Below are 16,098 nucleotides of genomic sequence, written 5' to 3'. Positions count from 1 at the left end.
CTGGCCTCAGTGGTAGTAGGCGCCGCCGTCGACCACCAGGGTCTGGCCGGTGATGAAGCCCGCGCCGCTGCCGGCGAAGAAGGCGACCGCGCCGACCAGATCGTCGGGGTACATGGCGCGGCCGAGCACGCGGCCCTTGAGCGAGGGGCCCTTCACGCCGTCGACGAGGGTGGCGTTGTTCAGCACGCCGTCGCTCAGCGTGAAGCCCGGCGCGACGCTGTTGACCAGGATGTTGTCCTGACCCATTTCGGTGGCCAGCGCCCGGGTGAGCGAGATCACCGCGCCCTTGCTGGCCACGTAGTGCGCCATCAGCGGGTTGCCCTTGAAGGCGACGCCGGAGGAGATGTTCACGATGCGTCCGCCGCCGGCACGGCGCATGGCGGGCGCCGCGCGCTGGCAGCACAGGAACAGGCCGATCACATTCACGTCGAACACCTGGCGCCACTCGGCCGCGGTGAGCTCGCTGAAAGGCTTGGGCGTGAGCGATGAATAGATGCCGGCGTTGTTGACCAGGATGTCGAGCCGGCCGTGGCTGGCCTCGGCATGCGCGACCATGGCCTGGACGTCGCGCTCGCTGGCCACGTCCACGTCGATGCCGCTCACGCTCAGGCCCTCGCCGGCCAACTGCGCCGCGCTGGCCTGGGCTGCGCTGCGGTCGGCAATCACGACGTGCGCGCCTTCGCGTGCGAGGTGGCCGGCGATGGCCAGCCCGATGCCGCCGGCGCCGCCGGTGACGATGGCCACCGCGCCGCCCAGGCCGCGGGCCGACGGCACCGGCGCGGTGGATGGGAGGACAGACTCGCTCATGCTGGATGCTCCGCAGACAGGAATCGGAATAGCTCGGGGGACGGCAGGTAGAAACCGCGGCCGGCGAGCCCGCCGCGCGCGTCGGCGCCGACGATGGCCAGGTGGACGATCGGGACGAGCGCGGTGTCCGCGACGCGGGCGAGGCTGACCAGGCCGCTCGCGGCGTCGCACAGCGCCCGGCGTGCGGCCCAGTCGGCGGGCAGGCACGCCGCCCATTCGGCGCGCAGCGCGGGAGCAGCCGCCAGCGCCTGGCCGCCGAGCCCGGCGAAGTCGATCACGGCGCTGTCGCCGATCGCACCGAGCGCCGGCAATTCCGGGCGCATCACGGTGCCCACCGGGGCTGTGGCCGGCACGGTGCGCCAGGCGGCCTGGCCGCGCGGGCGCAGGCCGAACGCGACGCCGTTGCCGCCGACCGCCTCGATCTCGCCGTGGCGGCGCAGCGCCCAGGCACAGGCCGCCATCAGGATCGGCAGTACGTAGCCAGGATTGGCGCCGATGCGCGCTCGGCAGTCGCCGGCAAGGCCGGCCAGTGCCGCCACCAGGGCCGCGTTGGCCGCACCCGTGCGGGCATGGCACTCGTCGCCCTGGGCCAGCGCCTGCACTGCCAGGTCGTGGATCTGGACCGGTTTGCCGGCGAGATGGGCCGCGAGCGGGCCCAGTGCGTCCGCGGCCGCCGCATGCAGGGCGGCGACGCAGGCCGGATCGGGGGCGCCGAAGCGCAGCGCCGGCGGCGCGCCCTCGAGCACCGGCGCGTGGATCAGGAGCGCCTCGTCGCCGACCGCGAACACCGGCATGCTGGCGGACACCACCTGCGCCAGGGGCGTGACGACGCCGTGATCCTGCGCCGGGGCGAGCCGGTAGGCGCCGTCAGCGAGCAGGCGCAGGCCATGCGCGAGGTCGTTGGCCGCGCCCTCGTAGACCAGTGCTTGCGCGGCCGCATTGCGCACGGGGGCAGGGGCGGCGCCATCGGCGTAGGGCGGTCCGGCATGCAACAGCACGTCCGCTGGCACCGCCGGCACGGCCTGGGCGCGCTGGCGCACACCCGTCAGCCGGGCGCCCTGCAGGGCGGCGGGGGCCAGGCCGGCGTTCACGAGGCGCGCCCCTTCTTGAACAGGCGGCGCCAGTAGTCGCGCAGCATGGCGCCGATCAGGCTGAAGAGATTGAGCGCAGGCGCCTCGTCGGCGGGCTGGGGGCGTTGTGCCGATGGTCCTGGCTGCGCTGATTGCCCGGGTTGCGCAGGTTGTGCGGCGGACGCCGGCGGTGTGGCCGGGCCGCTGGCCGTTGCGGCGTCCAGCGTCGTCGCGCTTGCAGAGGGTGACGGCGCCGCGGGCCCGGCCGTGATCTCGGTGCCGGCGGTCTCGGCGGGCGTATCCATCTCGAGCGGTAGCTCGGGCTGCGCCGCCTCGGCGGGCGCCGGCGCGGCCGTCGGCATCCCGGCCAGGCGCGCCTGCAGATTGGCCGCGAATTGCTGGGTCAATTGGTCCCCGAGCGCGCGCACGATGCCCTCGCGGCTGAACTGGGCGAGCGAGCCGGTGATGGTGAACGTCACGGCCACGCCGACCTGGGTGCCGCCCTCCTGCGCACGGGTGGTGAAGCTCGCTTCGCCCTTGACCCGGCTGTTGCTGCGCGCATCGATGGCCTGGCCGGTGAAGCTGCCGGATCTGGCGGCCTCGTCCAGCGCGAGCCGGCCCTCGCCGGCGAAGGCCGCGGCGATCGGGCCGAGCTTCACCTTGAAGGTGAGCGGCACCTGGTCGCCTTCGACCTCGCCGCGCAGGGACGCGCCGGGCAGGCAGGCAACCAGGAGGGCGGGGTCGTGGAACGCGGCCCAGACGGTGTCCGGGGCGGCGTCGACGACGAAGGATTGTTCAAGCTGCATGTGGCGTTTCCTGCGAGCGTTGGATGGCGAGGACCTGCTGGATGGCGCGCACGATGCCCTGGTAGCCGGTGCAGCGGCACAGGTTGCCGGCGAGTTCCTCGCGGATGCGGGCTTCGTCGGCGTCGGGCAGGCGGCGCACGATGTCGCGCGCAGTCATGAGCATGCCGGGCGTGCAATAGCCGCACTGCAGGGCATGTTGGGCCGAGAAGGCGGCGCGCAGCAGCTCGGCGAGCGGGTCGTCGTCCAGTCCTTCGACAGTGGTGACGGCCTTGCCGGCGAAGCGCTGGGCCGACTGCAGACAGGCGCGCTGCGGCGCGCCGTCCACCTCGACCGTGCAGGCGCCGCACACGCCGTGCTCGCAGCCGATGTGCGTGCCGGTGAGGCCGCAGTGCTCACGCAGCGCGTCGGCCAGGTGAGTGCGGGTCTCGCATTGCAGCGTGTACTCGCGGCCGTTGACGGTGAGCGCCACCGGCACGGTCTCGACGGGCAGGGAGAGAATCGGAATCGTCATGCGTCGGTTTCCTGGCGATCGGTCCGGCGGGGCCGGCCCTGGATGTCGGCGAGCACCTGGGCGGTGAGGTCGGCGTAGAGGCCGCGCTGGCTGGCGCTGCACTGCTCGGCGACGGTGCCGACGAGGGCTGCCGGGTCGCATTCGTAGAGGCCGGGCATCTCGAGTACCACCGGGGCGCCGTCGAGCGCGCCGAAGACCAGGCGCTCGACGCCGCGCGCGCTGTCGCGCACGCCGGCCACGATGGCCGAGGCGAACTCGCCGCGCTTGCGGCAGAACTTGCGATAGCCCCAGGCGGCGTCCGTGGAGAGCGCCGGCACGCGCACGGCGACGAGGATCTCGCCGGGCGCGAGATCCGGATCGAAGGCCGAGCGGATGAACTGCCCCACCGGCACCTCGCGCCGGCCGTCCGGACCCTCGACGATGGCCTGCGCGCCGAGCGCCGGCAGGCTGCAGATCCAGTCCGCGGCCGGGTCCGCGTGGCACAGGCTGCCGCCGATCGTGCCGCGATTGCGCACGGCGCGGTAGGCGATGCCGCGGGCCACGTGCGCCAGCATGCCGGCGGTCGCATCGGGCACCGCACCGTCCTCGATCGCGGCATGCGTGACCATGGCGCCGAGTTCCAGGGCGTCACCCACGATGGCGGCGCGGCGCAGTTCGGCCAGCGGGTCCAGATCGACCAGGCTGCCCGGGCGCGCCAGGCGCAGATTGAGCATGGCGCCCAGCGACTGGCCGCCCGCTATCGGTTTGTTGAACTCGTCCTCGGCGAGCAGGGCGCGCGCGTCGGCGAGGTTCGCGGCACTGTGCAGCCGGTATGCGGCGGCCTTCATGCGGCCTCCGGGGCGCGGGCGATGGCCGCGAGCACGCGCTCGGGGCTGGCGGGCACTTCCAGCACCTCCGCGCCGATGCCGGCCAGGGCGTCGTTGATCGCGTTGACGATGGCCGCGGGCGGCGCGATCGCGCCGCCTTCGCCGATGCCCTTCTGGCCGAACTTGCTGAAGGGGCTGGGCGTCTGCATGTGTTCGAGGGTGAGCGGGGGCATTTCGCCGGCGCCCGGAATCATGTAGTCGGCCAGCGTGGAGGCGAGCGGCTGGCCTTCGCCGTCGAAGGGCATTTCCTCGTACAGCGCCGTGCCGATGCCCTGGGCCAGGCCGCCCAGCAACTGGCCTTCGACCACCATGGGGTTGAGCAGCACGCCGCCGTCCTCGCAGACCACGTAGTTCACCAGCCGGGTCTGGCCGGTGAGCGTATCGACTTCGACCACGCAGGCGTGGCAGGCGTAGCTGAAGGTGCCGGCATCGGGCTGCATGCGATAGCCGGCGGTCAGCGCGAGGCCGCCCGGGTCCACGCCGGCCGGCAGGCGCTGCGGTGCGCGATACCAGGTGTGCGCGATGTCGGCATGCGTGAGCGTGCGGGTGCCGTCCTGCGTGGCCAGCCCGCCCTCGACGAAGACCAGCGCATCGCGCTCGACGTCCAGCAGCCCGGCGGCGATGGTCTTCAGGCGCTCGCCGAGCTGTTCGCAGGCGGTGCCGACCGCGCCGCCCGCCATCACGGCGCAGCGCGAGCCCCAGGTGCCGGTGGAGTAGGGCGAGGTGGCGGTGTCGCCGTGCAGCACGCGCACGCGGTCCGGCGCGATGCCGATGACCGAGTTGGCGACCTGCGCCATGGTGGTCTCCAGGCTCTGGCCGTGCGAGTGCACGCCGATCTGTACTTCGAGCACGCCGTCGGGCGTCATGCGCACATGGCACTGCTCGAAGCCCGGCACCATGGGAATGCCCCAGCCGTGGTAGACCGAGGTGCCGTGCGCGCCCTGTTCGCAGAACACCGCCAGGCCCAGGCCCAGCCGCTTCTGCGGCCGCTGGCCGCCCTGGCGGAGGCGCTGGCGCTCGCGCCAGCCGGCCCAGTCCAGCGAGGCCACGGCGGTCTTCATGCAGGCGACGTAGTCGCCGGAGTCGAAGATCTTGCCCGTGATGTTGGTGTAGGGCATGTCGGCGCTGCGCACCAGGCTGCGCTCGCGCAGCGCGTAGGGCTCGATGCCGAGCTCGCGCGCCGCCATGTCGAGCATCACTTCCAGGGCGAAACACACGCCGGTGCGCGCCACGCCGCGGTAGGGCAGGATCGGCGGCTTGTTGGTGGCGGCCGAGCGGGTATGGCAGACGAAGCTGTCCATCCGGTAGGGGCCGGGCAGGATCGAGCCCACCTGCGCGGCTTCCAGACAGGCCGAGAACGGGTAGGAGGAGTAGGCGCCGGAATCCACGATGGCGTCGCAGTCGATGCCGACCAGCCGGCCGTCGCGCGCCACGTGCACGCCGATGTCGTAGGCGTGCTCGCGGCAGTTGGCGTTGGCCGACAGGTGCTCGCGGCGATCCTCCAGCCAGCGCACCGGCCGGCGCAGGCGCATGGCCAGCCACGCGCAGCAGATCTCCTCGGGCAGCAGCAGGCCCTTGTAGCCGAAGCCGCCGCCCACGTCGGGCGAGACCACGCGGATGCGGCCTTCGTCGATGCCCAGGCACTCGGCCAGCCCGGTGCGGTTGATGTGCGGCAGTTGGGCCGCGCTGACCATCACCAGTTGGTCCAGGCGCGTGTCCCACCAGCACAGCACGCCGCGGCCTTCGAGCGGCATCATGCACTGGCGCGAGGTGCGCAGCCGGCGGCGGACTTCGACGCCATCGCCGGCTGCCGTGCGCTCGCCCTTGTCGACGTGCGTCTCCAGGAAGACGTTGCGCTCCCAGGCATCGTGCAGCAGAGTTTCGCCGCGGCCGTCGGCGGCCGCGTGCATGTCGGCCACCACCGGCAATTCCTCGTAGTCGACGAAGACCTGCTCGGCGAGATCCTCCGCCTGCGCGCGCGTGGGCGCGACGCACATGGCCACCATCTCGCCCACGAAGCGGACCTTGTCGAGCGCCAGCGGATGCTGCACCGACACCTGAAAGCCAGGCAGCCCGGAAGCGGCGAGGATGGGCTTGACGCCGGCCATGTCCTGCATGACGTAGACCTGGGCCGCATAGCCTTCGGGCTTCTCCACGCCGCGGATGCGCGCATGGGCGAGCGGCGAGCGGGCGAAGGCCACTTCGACCATGTCCGGCATGCGCATGTCGCCGACGTACTGGCCGCGTCCGGTCAGGAACCGGCGATCCTCCTTGCGGGTCAGGCGGGCGCCGATGCCCTGGCCTGCGATGCGCGGTGCTTCCGTGTTCATGCGGGCCTCAGGCAGCCAGGGGAACCGGCAGGATCTCGGCGTCGGCGTCGAAGCGCACGCCGGCGCGCAGGCACAGCCGCGGGCGCAGCATGCGATCGGTGACGGCTTCGTTGCCTTCGTTGTCGCGCATCGTCCAGCGGCCGCGCTCGTCGTGCAGCACGGTGACGTCGGCGACGCCGCCGGCCGACAGGTGGCCGATCTCCTGGTCCATCTGCAGCATGCGCGCCGCGTTGCTGGTGGCCATCGGCACCACCTGCTCGAGCGGGATGCCCAGCGCCAGCATGCTGGTCATGGTCGAGGCCAGGGAGAAGCGCACCGCGCCCGCGAACATGTGGTCGCCCTCTTCCGGATGGATTTCCGGCGTGGCGGGCGGGTGCGGCACCTTGGTGTTGTAGCCGTGCATGTCCGCGCCCAGGGTGTGCGGCAGGATGCCGGCGTCGACGATATGGCGGGCCACCGCGAAGCTGAAGTGCGAGCCGTGGCCGACGTCGATCTTCGCGCCGCGCGCGATCGCCTCGGTCACCAGCGGGTGCACCTGGCCGCGGGCGTTGACGAAGCCGCCCGGATGCCGGCTGAAGGGATGGGCCAGCACGTCGCCCGGTTTCACCAGTTCCAGTGTCTGCTCGAAGATGCGGTCGGGGTCGATCGGCAGCACGTTCTCGGTGGGCGAGGGCCAGAGCTGGCCGAAGTGGATGTAGACCGGCAGGCTGGCCTCGCGGCCGATCTCTGCCGCGATGCGCATGACCTCCAGCCCCCAGCGCTCGAAGCCGCCGATCTCGGCGTGCGCCTTGACCCCGCGCACCAGGTCGGCATTGGCGAGCGCCGCCTTGACGGTGGCGTCGCGGTCCAGGCAGCCCGGGCGATAGAGTTCCGGGTAGTAGTGGCCTTCCAGCCCGCCGACCAGATAGGCCGAGATGAAGGCGAGCACGCGGCTGGTGGCCTGTTCGGCGACGTAGTGGCGAAAAGCCGGAATCGTGATGCAGCTCGGCCCGCCCTGATCGACCAGGGTGGTGACGCCCGAACGCACGCCACAGGTGTCGGCGTCCAGGCCGAAGCGGCCGGTCACGTAGCGAAAGACGTGCGCGTGCGTATCGATCAGGCCGGGCAGCACGAGGTTGCCGCGGCAATCGATGGTCTCTGCCTCGCCGGCGATGGGGACGTCGATGCCAAGGATGCGGTCGTCCTGGACGACCAGATCGCCCACCTGATCCACACCGTTGGCGGGGTCGATGATGCGCCCGCCGCGAAGCACTGTGATGGCCATTGCCTTCCCTCTGTGAAGTGCGTTTAGACGCTTCAGCCAAAGGCAATATGCATGCCATTTTCATGATGGCCTGTGATGGGCGTTGCTCAAGCTATTGAAAGACAAAGGATAAGCAAGAATTCGATATCGGTGGTGTACCACGTAAGTGGCGGATTTCCAGCGGTATGGCACCTGTTGCCGGCGCACCAAATTGGACTGTTTGCACCGCGGGCCGCTCTGCCGCAGTGCGTTAGGAGGTATGCCACTTATTGCGGCGTTTAGCGCGTACCTTCCCGATCGCCGGACTGCCTCGCGGCGACCCCTGGAGAGCCAGGGAGCGAGCCGGGCCTCCTCACGCGCTGCCTGCGAGCCAGACGCGATCGCGCCCGGCCTGCTTGGCCGAGTACAGCGCCGTGTCGGCCTCGTGCATGAGGGCATCGAGACTCACGCCCGGGCGCAGCAGCGCCGCGCCGATGCTCGTCGTGACCGGGGCCAGGCCGGGCGTGCCCGGCAGGTCGTCCTGATGCAAGGCATGGCGGATCGATTCGGCCACCTGCAGTGCGCGCGTGCCATCCGCATCCGGCAGCAGGACGACGAACTCCTCGCCGCCCAGGCGGCAGGCCAGGGCGTCCGGCGGCACCACCCGCCGCAGCAGCGATGAGAAGGCGCGGATCACGTCGTCTCCGGCGGCGTGGCCGAGCGTGTCGTTGATCTTCTTGAAGTGATCGAGATCGCACATCAGCAGGGCTGTCGATCGGCCGTGGCGCGCGGCCGCCGCCATGGCGAGCGGGGCATGTTCCTCGAAGCCGCGCCGGTTGAGCAGCTCGGAGAGCGCGTCGGTCATCGCCTGGTGGCGCTCACCGTCGAGCATGTCGCGCACCACGACGAGCATGAGCAGCAGGCCGGTCGTCACGAGCAGTGCGCCGGTGCCGGTCTGCGAGAACAGGGCGTAGGTGCTGCGTACGTAGGCCTGGGCCGTCAAGCCCGACCCGACCGCCACCGCGACGAAAGGCTTGGCCAGGAAGTGCAGGGCCGAGAGCAGGAACATTCCCGCCAGGGCCAGATCGAGCGGGCGCCGCGCGCTCGCGCGCAGGACGATGGCGGCGCACACGCTCATCGCAACGGCGAACGGCAACTGGTAGCACAGCTCGTAGGTCAGCGTGCCGCGGGTGCCGTCCCAGATGGCCCAGCGCAGCGCCAGGGTCCCGATCAGCAGCGGCAGCAGCAGGCGCCAGGGAATCGGCCGGCCATGGAACGCCGACAGGCCGCAGGCCATGACGAGGAAAGCCAGCGCGAAGCTTCCATAGCTCAGGGCGATGAAGGGAGCCGGCCAGTGGACCCGTGAAATCAGCAGCTCGCTCACGGGCGTGAGTATGCCGATCGCATAGCTGGCCGAGAACCACAGGACGCGGCGGTGCTTGGCGGTGGTCGCGCCCAGGACGCCGAAGGTGGCCGCGAACAGGGCGGCTATGCTGATATTGACGATCAGGGCGAATGTGGCGCCACCCATGGCGATGACCCCGGCTCCTGAGGTTGGCGGGCAGGGCGAATCTTAGCGGGTTGTAGGCCCGGTCGTAAGACCTGCGCGGCCCTCATGCGGGAGGCCGTCTGGGCAAGCCGGGCCGTGCCGGGTCGACGCGGCGGTGACGCGCTGCCTGTGTCCGGCGCGGTAGGTGGCGTGTGCGTTCGCGTGTTGGACAGCCACCGTGCCGCTGGTGGCGCACCATGAAAAATGGCCTCCGCGTTTACCGCTGCGCTGCCCCCTGGGAGACGCTTTCCATCTTGGGACGGCCCGGCGACGAAAAAAGCCCCTCGCAGGGAGGGGCTTTTTTCATTCCAATCTGGCGGAGACGGTGGGATTCGAACCCACGATGCAGTTTTAGCCGCATACTCCCTTAGCAGGGGAGCCCCTTCGGCCACTCGGGCACGTCTCCGAAGGAAAGAGCGCCATTCTAGCACGGCCGTGGCCTTGTGGCCACGGCCGCGGCGCCGAATCGCGCGTTCAGGTGCTCGATGTGCCGACCTGGTCCAGGCCGAAGGCCTTGTGCAGCGCACGCACGGCGAGTTCCATGTACTTGTCGGCGATGATCACCGAGGTCTTGATCTCGCTGGTGCTGATCATCTGGATGTTGATGCCTTCCTGGGCCAGGGTTTCGAACATCAGGCTGGCGATGCCCACGTGCGAGCGCATGCCGATGCCCACGATCGAGACCTTGCACACCTTGTCGTCGGTGACCACTTCGCGCGCGCCGACGGCCGGCAGCACCTGCTTGTTCAGCACCTCGACCGCACGGCCGTACTCGTTGCGGTTGACGGTGAACGAGAAGTCGGTGTGGCCGTCGATCGACTGGTTCTGCACGATCACGTCGACGTCGATGTTGGCCGCGGCGATCGGGCCGAGGATGCTGTGGGCGATGCCCGGCCTGTCCGGCACGGCCACCAGGGTCAGCTTGGCTTCGTCGCGGCTGAAGGCGATGCCGGAGACGGCTGCGGTTTCCATTTTTTCGTCTTCCTCGAAGGTAATGAGGGTGCCCGAGCGGCTTTCTGCGTCGAGCGGGATGTCCGGGTCGGTGAGCGAGGACAGCACCCGGGTGGGCATGCGGTAGCGGCCGGCGAACTCCACCGAGCGGATCTGCAGGACCTTGGAGCCCAGCGATGCCATCTCGAGCATCTCCTCGAAGGAAATGACGTTCATGCGGCGCGCTTCGGGCACCACGCGCGGGTCGGTCGTGTAGACGCCGTCGACGTCGGTGTAGATTAGGCACTCCACCGCGCCCATGGCGGCCGCGACCGCGACCGCCGAGGTGTCCGAGCCGCCGCGGCCCAGGGTAGTGATGTTGTTGTCCTCGTCCATGCCCTGGAACCCGGTGATCACGACCACCTTGCCGGCGTCCAGGTCGGCGCGCACGCGCGCATCGTCGATCGACTGAATGCGGGCCTTGGTATAGGACGAATCGGTGCGCACGGGAACCTGCCAGCCCGTGTAGCTGCGCGCGGCCACGCCCTGCTCGAGCAGGGCCATGCTGAGCAGCGCGACGCTGGCCTGCTCGCCCGTGGACGCCAGCATGTCGAGCTCGCGCGGGTCCGGATCCTTCTGGATTTCCTTGGCGAGGCCGATGAGGCGATTGGTTTCTCCCGACATGGCCGAGGGCACCACGATGACCTGGTGGCCGGCGCGATGCCACTTGGCCACGCGGCGCGCGACATTCTTGATGCGCTCTACCGAGCCCATCGAGGTGCCGCCGTATTTGTGTACGTATAAAGCCATGGTCAGTGCCTGCGATGAATGATTGGGGACGCGCTCGCAAGGGCGCACAAAACAGAAAATGATAGCTGCTTCGCCGGGGATCGCCAAATGAGGCCCAGGTTCGCGGCGGCCCGCGGCGTTAGAATGTCGGCATCCCGCATACGAGGCCAGGCATGTTCAATCCATCCCGTGAACAGGTGCGCCAATTCTTCATGGACACCTGGCGCAAGCACCGACAGGACGAGCTCCTGACTCCGCTGGAGGCGATGGCGCTCGACTGGATCATCGAACACCCGGAGTACCACGCCGTACTGATGGACGAGGCGTCCACCGACGCGGACTATCTACCCGAAGGGGGGCGGACCAACCCCTTTCTGCACTTGTCCATGCATCTGGCGATCGCCGAACAACTGTCGATCGACCAGCCGCCGGGCATCCGCGCGGCCTACCAGCGCCTGGTGTCGCGCACCGATGCGCACCACGCCGCGCACCAGTTGATGGAGGCCCTGGGCCAGATCGTCTGGGAAGCCCAGCGCGACCGGAGCCCGCCGGATTCGGAGAAGTATCTGGAACTCATCCGCCGCGCGGCGGGGTGAGCCGATCGCCCTGTGCCGCCCGCCTGGCCGGTGTCCCGGCGTGTGGCGGACACGACGTGGCGCGCCCGGACAGGCGGGCCCGCGATCTTCAGCGCCGCGTGCCCAGGTCGCTCGGCAGCGACGCCAGCCAGGCCGCCACGTTGTCGATGTCCTGCGGCGAGAGCTGCACGGCGAAGGCGCCCATCACGGCGTTGCGCCGTACGTTGGCGCTGGCCGGCAGGCCCGCCTGGCCGCGCTGGTAGGCGCGCAGGGCGTGCGCGAGATAGTCCGCGTGCTGGCCGGCCAGGATGGGGTAGGACGGATCGACCGACGTCTTGGCGTCCGCCCCGTGGCAGGACGCGCAGTTGAATTTCTCGAAGACGGCGCGACCGGCGGCAAGATCTGCCGCCTGCGCGGTCAGGGCCGCGGTCGACAAGGCGATGCCCGCGAGGGCGAGGAGCTGGCGCTTCATGGTGGTCCCCGGAGTCATTTGCGGCTGGCGTAGTAGGCGGCCAGATCGGCGATATCCTGATCCGACAGACTCTTGGCAATGCCGTCCATGGTGGGGTGCGAGCGCGCACCGCTCTTGTACTCGTTGAGCGCGGCCGCGACGTAGGCGGCGTTCTGCCCGGCGATCTTGGGCACTGTGTAGACCTCGGGGAAGCTCGCCCGATAGCCGGGGATGCCATGGCACCCGATACACATGGAAATCTTGTTCTTGCCGTCTTCGATGCTGCCCTGGGGCGCATCGGCCGCAAGCGTGGGGCCCGACACCGTACAGGCAAGCACTGCCAGGACGGGGGCAACCGTCCGCAGAATGCCTTGTCTCCTTTGTCTCATGTGTATGCTCTGTACCTTCGTTGCTGGAGTGGCTGACGAAAAGGCGACGCTCTGTGCGGCGCGGCAAACTAACTTGCAGATTGTAAGGTAGTTGTCGAGCCAGCGTCCAACCATGACGTAGCATCGCAGCGGAAAAGGTACAGAGCCCGGTGTGCCGGGCTGGTGTTTTCAGCCGCGCCGTGCGCCGCGGCTGGCGACGAAGGGCAGGTGCGATTCGTGGGCGCGGGCGCTGCGCGGCTGGCGTTCCTCGCGCGGGGCGGACGGCTTGCGTGGGGCGGCTGTCTTGCGCGCCGCGTTGCCGCGCGGACCCTTGGCGGCGGCAGGCTTGGCGCCGGCCTGTTCGCCCTCGGCGCCCGCCGGACGACCGCGGCGGGCGCCGCGACTGGGGGCGTTGCCGGGGGGCTTGCCGGCAGCTTTGCCGGCGCCGGGGCCGGCAACCCTGGTCTGCTGGCCGCCAGCGCCGGTACGCGAGCGCGGGCCGCCGCTGCTCTTGCGGGCACCGCCCTTGCCACCCGCGTTGCCTGCCGTGCCGCCGGCGTGCGGATGGCCGTTTGCGAAGCCGCCCGACACCAGCAGACCGACGGGGGCGGTGGCGGTCATCCCGCCTACGCCGAAGGGGTCGGAAGGCGTGCTCATGCCGGCCTTGCGGCCACCCTTCACAACACCGCGGCGGCCGACGCGCGCGCCGTTCATGCCGTTCTGTTCGAGTGTGCCGAATCCCGGCGGCAGGGCGTTGTCGTTGGACAGCGGCTGCGTGTGCTTGCGCTTGCCGCCGCCTTCCTCGGTGTCGCGGATGAGGCCGAGCTGCAGCATGAGCGCGGTGACCGTCTGCGGGTCCAGTTCTTCCCAGCGGCCGCGGCGCAGGTTGCGGGGCAGGCCGATGTCGCCGAAGCGCACGCGGATCAGGCGGCTCACCATCACCCCGGCCGCTTCGAACATCCGGCGCACCTCGCGGTTGCGGCCTTCGCTCAAGGTGACGCGGTACCAGCGGTTGCTGCCCTCGCCGCCGAGGAACTGCAGCGCGCCGAAGGCCGCCGGCCCGTCATCCAGTTGCACGCCTTCGGTCAGCATGCGCTGCTGTTCGGGGGTGAGCTCGGCCAGCACCCGGACCGCGTATTCGCGCTCCAGACCGTAGCGCGGGTGCATCAGGCGGTTGGCGAGATCGCCGGAGGTCGTGAAGATCAACAGGCCTTCGGTGTTGAGGTCGAGGCGGCCGGCGGAGAGCCATTTGCCGTTCTTGATCTTGGGCAGCCGGCTGAACACCGTGGCGCGGCCGTTCGGATCGTCGTGCGTGACGATCTCGCCGGCGGGCTTGTGATAAAGGATGATGCGCGGCGCCTTGTTGCGCATGCGGCGCTCGAGCACCTTGCCGTTGACGCGGACCTGATCGGTCGGCGCCACGCGCTGCCCGATATGGGCCGGCTCGCCGTTCACCGACACGCGGCCGGCCACGATCAGCTCCTCCATTTCCCGGCGCGAGCCGATGCCGGCATCGGCCAGGACCTTGTGCAGCTTGGGGGCGACCACATCGCTCGAGAGGAATTTGCTGAGCTTCTGCTTGAAGGGCGTGGCCGTGTCGATCAGGGCCAGGGCCTCGTCGGCATCGCGATCCGAGCCGCGGTCCACCGCGGTGGATTCGGTTGCGGCTGCGGCGGTGCCCGGCGCAGCGGCGGCAGGGCCGGCCACACCGTCGGCGGCCGGTGCGTCGCCGGCGGCGTTGGGACGGCGGCGGCGAAAGGGCGTGCGCAGGTTGCCGCGGCGGCCACGGCTGTTGCCGGGGGCGGAGGCTTCAGGGGCAGCGTCGGGCGGAAGGGCGCGCGAATTATCTGTCATGGTCGGATTCTTCTTCGGTTGTGTCATCCCGGCTCTCGTCGTCGCCCGGGCCGTGGTGGCCGTCGGCCGCCTGGAGCCCCATGGCCGACGCAGCGTCGGCGACAGGGGCAGCGTTTGCGTCCTCGGCATCGGCGGCGTTCGCCTCGTGTCGGGATGGGCCGCCAGTCTCGTCCATGGAAGCTCCGTCGGACTGGGTGGCGGCACGTTCTGTCTCTTGGTCGTGTCGTTCTGTGGGTGCGGATTCGTCCGGCTGCAGCAAGGCCGGTTCGTCCCGCGTCGGGAAATCGGCACCGGCCGTATCCGGTGTCGGAGGTGCGGCTGGCGCTGTCGCCTCGTGCGCAGCCCCGGCGGCTGAAGCTGGCGCGTCGGGCAAGGGTTCGCCTGCCAGCGGTGGTTCATGGGCATCGGCCACGACGGTGTGCGCCCCGCCATTGCCCTCGTCATCGCCGCCTGTCTCGGCGCCCGCTGCCGGAGCGGGTTCGGCGTCGGCCGCCTCCTGACCCTCCAGGGCCACCTGGGCGGCGGGCTGCACGAGCGCCGTGGCGTCGCCGAAGTCCAGACCGGCAAGCACCTCGGCGGCCTGGGGCTCGTCGATCGGCGGCAATTCGTCCAGCGCCGCCAGGCCGAGATCGTCCAGGAACTGCCGCGTCGTGCCGAGCAGGGCGGGCCGCCCGGGCGCTTCGCGATGGCCGATGACCTCGATCCAGCCACGGTCCTCCAGGGCGCGCACCACGTTGGTGGAGACGGTCACGCCGCGGATTTCCTCGATGTCGCCCCGCGTCACCGGCTGTCGATACGCGATGATCGCCAGCGTCTCGAGCGCAGCGCGCGAATACTTGGGCGGCCGCTCCGGCGTCAGGCGCTCCAGATAGATCTGCATCGCAGCCCGGCTCTGAAAGCGCCAGCCCGAAGCAAGCGTGACCAGTTCCAGTCCGCGCTGCCCCCAATCCTCGCGCAGCTCCTCGAGCAGGTCGCGGACTTCGCCCGCATCCAGATCGTTGTCGAACAGACGGCGCAGGTCGGACAGCGCGAGCGGAGCCTGGGCGCATAGCAATGCGGTCTCCAGGACGAGCTTGGCCTCGCTGGTGTTCATAGGCTCAGCGTGAGTCGAAATAAGCGGGAGTGCCCGCTGGCAAAGCTAAGATCGTGGATTCGCGCAGCGACCGGCGTTGGCGCCGGAGATGGAAGGTTGGTGCCGCGCGAGAAGTGAATCAGTCCGCTTCCAGGGGCGCCTGGCGGCGCAGCGAACGTATCGATTCCTATTGCATGTGTGCCCAGCCGGTGATCGGCATGCCTTCAAGCGGCATGACCACACTGTGAGCCACGCAAGGATCGTAACACAGCGCGCTTTCGCGATAAAGGCATTTCTGCACGCGAGCGGGTGGCGCTGGCGTGCGAGGGTGCGTCGGTCGTCACGGCGTCCCGTCGCGAGGATTCAATGCCCTTGCTGCCTGGTGCCCAGGCGGCGCCCCCGCTTGACCGTCGGCCACGGGTCGTTGCGCGACAACACCTGCGTGACGTGATCGCCCAGCAAGGCAATGCCCAGAGCGACCAGGGACAGGAACACGATCACCAACACGGTCTCGAAAGCGATCAGCATGGGGGAACTCCTGAATGCGGCGCAACGGCAGAGCGTTGCAGGATTTGTCTGATCTCCCATATCGCAACAATCGTGCCAAGGCGAAACCTGCCTTTTTTCCCTCGTTTTCGCAGTGAAAAGGCCGGCAGGGTGTGCCGACCCGCGAGTGTTACCGGTTACATCCGGGAATGTCGTTACGGCGTTTTGGGAACGAGGTGTGTAGTTTTTACTATGGTCGAGTGGAGGGGACGGTGGCTGCGCGCGTTGGCGCGCGCGCTTGATCTGCGCGGTTCGGGCAGCGGACCGAAGCAGGCAAGCGGAGCCGGATGTCGAGCGCGAAATGAGCCGGCCCGCCTCGCCGCACGGGCGAGGGATGACCGCTCGCTGCCGA

Annotated in this window: 15 protein-coding genes and 1 tRNA gene; 1 reads left to right on the top strand and 15 read right to left on the bottom strand. The window is 69.9% G+C overall.

Features of this window, described 5'->3' with window-relative positions; genetic code table 11:
- Positions 1-6: 6 nt before the first annotated feature.
- The 10 genes from FOZ76_RS26770 to FOZ76_RS26725 form a co-directional block, all read right to left on the bottom strand.
- A complete protein-coding gene (locus tag FOZ76_RS26770) occupies positions 7-807 on the bottom strand; it encodes an SDR family NAD(P)-dependent oxidoreductase (protein WP_143951355.1) in 801 nt (266 codons plus the stop codon).
- Positions 804-1,898 (bottom strand): oxamate carbamoyltransferase subunit AllG family protein, encoded by a 1,095-nt coding sequence (locus FOZ76_RS26765; RefSeq protein ID WP_143951354.1) that lies wholly within the window; start codon positions 1,896-1,898, stop codon positions 804-806. Before FOZ76_RS26765 ends, FOZ76_RS26770 begins: the two co-directional genes overlap by 4 nt.
- Positions 1,895-2,683 carry an SRPBCC family protein gene (locus tag FOZ76_RS27775; RefSeq protein WP_211366555.1) on the bottom strand — a complete coding sequence of 263 codons (789 nt, stop codon included), beginning with the start codon at positions 2,681-2,683 and terminating at the stop codon, positions 1,895-1,897. Before FOZ76_RS27775 ends, FOZ76_RS26765 begins: the two co-directional genes overlap by 4 nt.
- Positions 2,673-3,194, bottom strand: a complete 522-nt coding sequence (locus FOZ76_RS26755; RefSeq protein ID WP_143951353.1) for a (2Fe-2S)-binding protein — start codon at positions 3,192-3,194, stop codon at positions 2,673-2,675. Before FOZ76_RS26755 ends, FOZ76_RS27775 begins: the two co-directional genes overlap by 11 nt.
- The gene (locus tag FOZ76_RS26750; RefSeq protein ID WP_143951352.1) at positions 3,191-4,021 is read right to left on the bottom strand and encodes an FAD binding domain-containing protein; all 831 of its coding nucleotides are present in this window, start codon (positions 4,019-4,021) and stop codon (positions 3,191-3,193) included. Before FOZ76_RS26750 ends, FOZ76_RS26755 begins: the two co-directional genes overlap by 4 nt.
- The gene (locus FOZ76_RS26745) at positions 4,018-6,390 is read right to left on the bottom strand and encodes a xanthine dehydrogenase family protein molybdopterin-binding subunit (protein ID WP_143951351.1); all 2,373 of its coding nucleotides are present in this window, start codon (positions 6,388-6,390) and stop codon (positions 4,018-4,020) included. The genes FOZ76_RS26750 and FOZ76_RS26745 overlap by 4 nt, the downstream gene beginning before the upstream one ends.
- Before the next feature lie 7 nt (positions 6,391-6,397).
- Positions 6,398-7,654, bottom strand: a complete 1,257-nt coding sequence (locus tag FOZ76_RS26740; RefSeq protein WP_143951350.1) for an amidohydrolase/deacetylase family metallohydrolase — start codon at positions 7,652-7,654, stop codon at positions 6,398-6,400.
- A gap of 331 nt (positions 7,655-7,985) precedes the next feature.
- Positions 7,986-9,143 (bottom strand): GGDEF domain-containing protein, encoded by a 1,158-nt coding sequence (locus tag FOZ76_RS26735; protein ID WP_143951349.1) that lies wholly within the window; start codon positions 9,141-9,143, stop codon positions 7,986-7,988.
- 332 nt (positions 9,144-9,475) lie between these two features.
- A tRNA-Ser gene (locus tag FOZ76_RS26730) sits at positions 9,476-9,567 on the bottom strand.
- 68 nt (positions 9,568-9,635) lie between these two features.
- Positions 9,636-10,901, bottom strand: a complete 1,266-nt coding sequence (locus FOZ76_RS26725) for an aspartate kinase (RefSeq protein WP_143951348.1) — start codon at positions 10,899-10,901, stop codon at positions 9,636-9,638.
- 152 nt (positions 10,902-11,053) lie between these two features.
- Here FOZ76_RS26725 and FOZ76_RS26720 point away from each other — a divergent pair, with 152 nt between their 5' ends.
- Positions 11,054-11,476, top strand: a complete 423-nt coding sequence (locus FOZ76_RS26720; RefSeq protein WP_143951347.1) for a DUF1841 family protein — start codon at positions 11,054-11,056, stop codon at positions 11,474-11,476.
- Between the two features lie 88 nt (positions 11,477-11,564).
- Here FOZ76_RS26720 and FOZ76_RS26715 read toward each other — a convergent pair whose 3' ends face one another.
- From FOZ76_RS26715 to FOZ76_RS27655, 5 genes are all read right to left on the bottom strand, one after another.
- A complete protein-coding gene (locus FOZ76_RS26715) occupies positions 11,565-11,927 on the bottom strand; it encodes a c-type cytochrome (protein ID WP_143951346.1) in 363 nt (120 codons plus the stop codon).
- Between the two features lie 14 nt (positions 11,928-11,941).
- Positions 11,942-12,295: a c-type cytochrome gene (locus FOZ76_RS26710; protein WP_143951345.1), complete on the bottom strand. Its 354-nt coding sequence runs from the start codon at positions 12,293-12,295 to the stop codon at positions 11,942-11,944.
- A gap of 168 nt (positions 12,296-12,463) precedes the next feature.
- Positions 12,464-14,128, bottom strand: coding sequence for a 23S rRNA pseudouridine(2605) synthase RluB (gene rluB / locus FOZ76_RS26705; protein WP_246129792.1), 1,665 nt, complete (start codon positions 14,126-14,128; stop codon positions 12,464-12,466).
- Positions 14,118-15,221 carry an SMC-Scp complex subunit ScpB gene (scpB, locus tag FOZ76_RS26700; RefSeq protein WP_143951343.1) on the bottom strand — a complete coding sequence of 368 codons (1,104 nt, stop codon included), beginning with the start codon at positions 15,219-15,221 and terminating at the stop codon, positions 14,118-14,120. Before scpB ends, rluB begins: the two co-directional genes overlap by 11 nt.
- Positions 15,222-15,563: 342 nt before the next feature.
- Positions 15,564-15,728, bottom strand: coding sequence for a hypothetical protein (locus FOZ76_RS27655; RefSeq protein ID WP_170235649.1), 165 nt, complete (start codon positions 15,726-15,728; stop codon positions 15,564-15,566).
- Positions 15,729-16,098: the final 370 nt, after the last annotated feature.

It is taken from the genome of Verticiella sediminum (assembly GCF_007558815.1).
Lineage (GTDB): Bacteria > Pseudomonadota > Gammaproteobacteria > Burkholderiales > Burkholderiaceae_B > Verticiella > Verticiella sediminum.
Note: the sequence above shows the minus strand (reverse complement) of the source record. Positions and strands in the feature narration are given on the sequence as shown.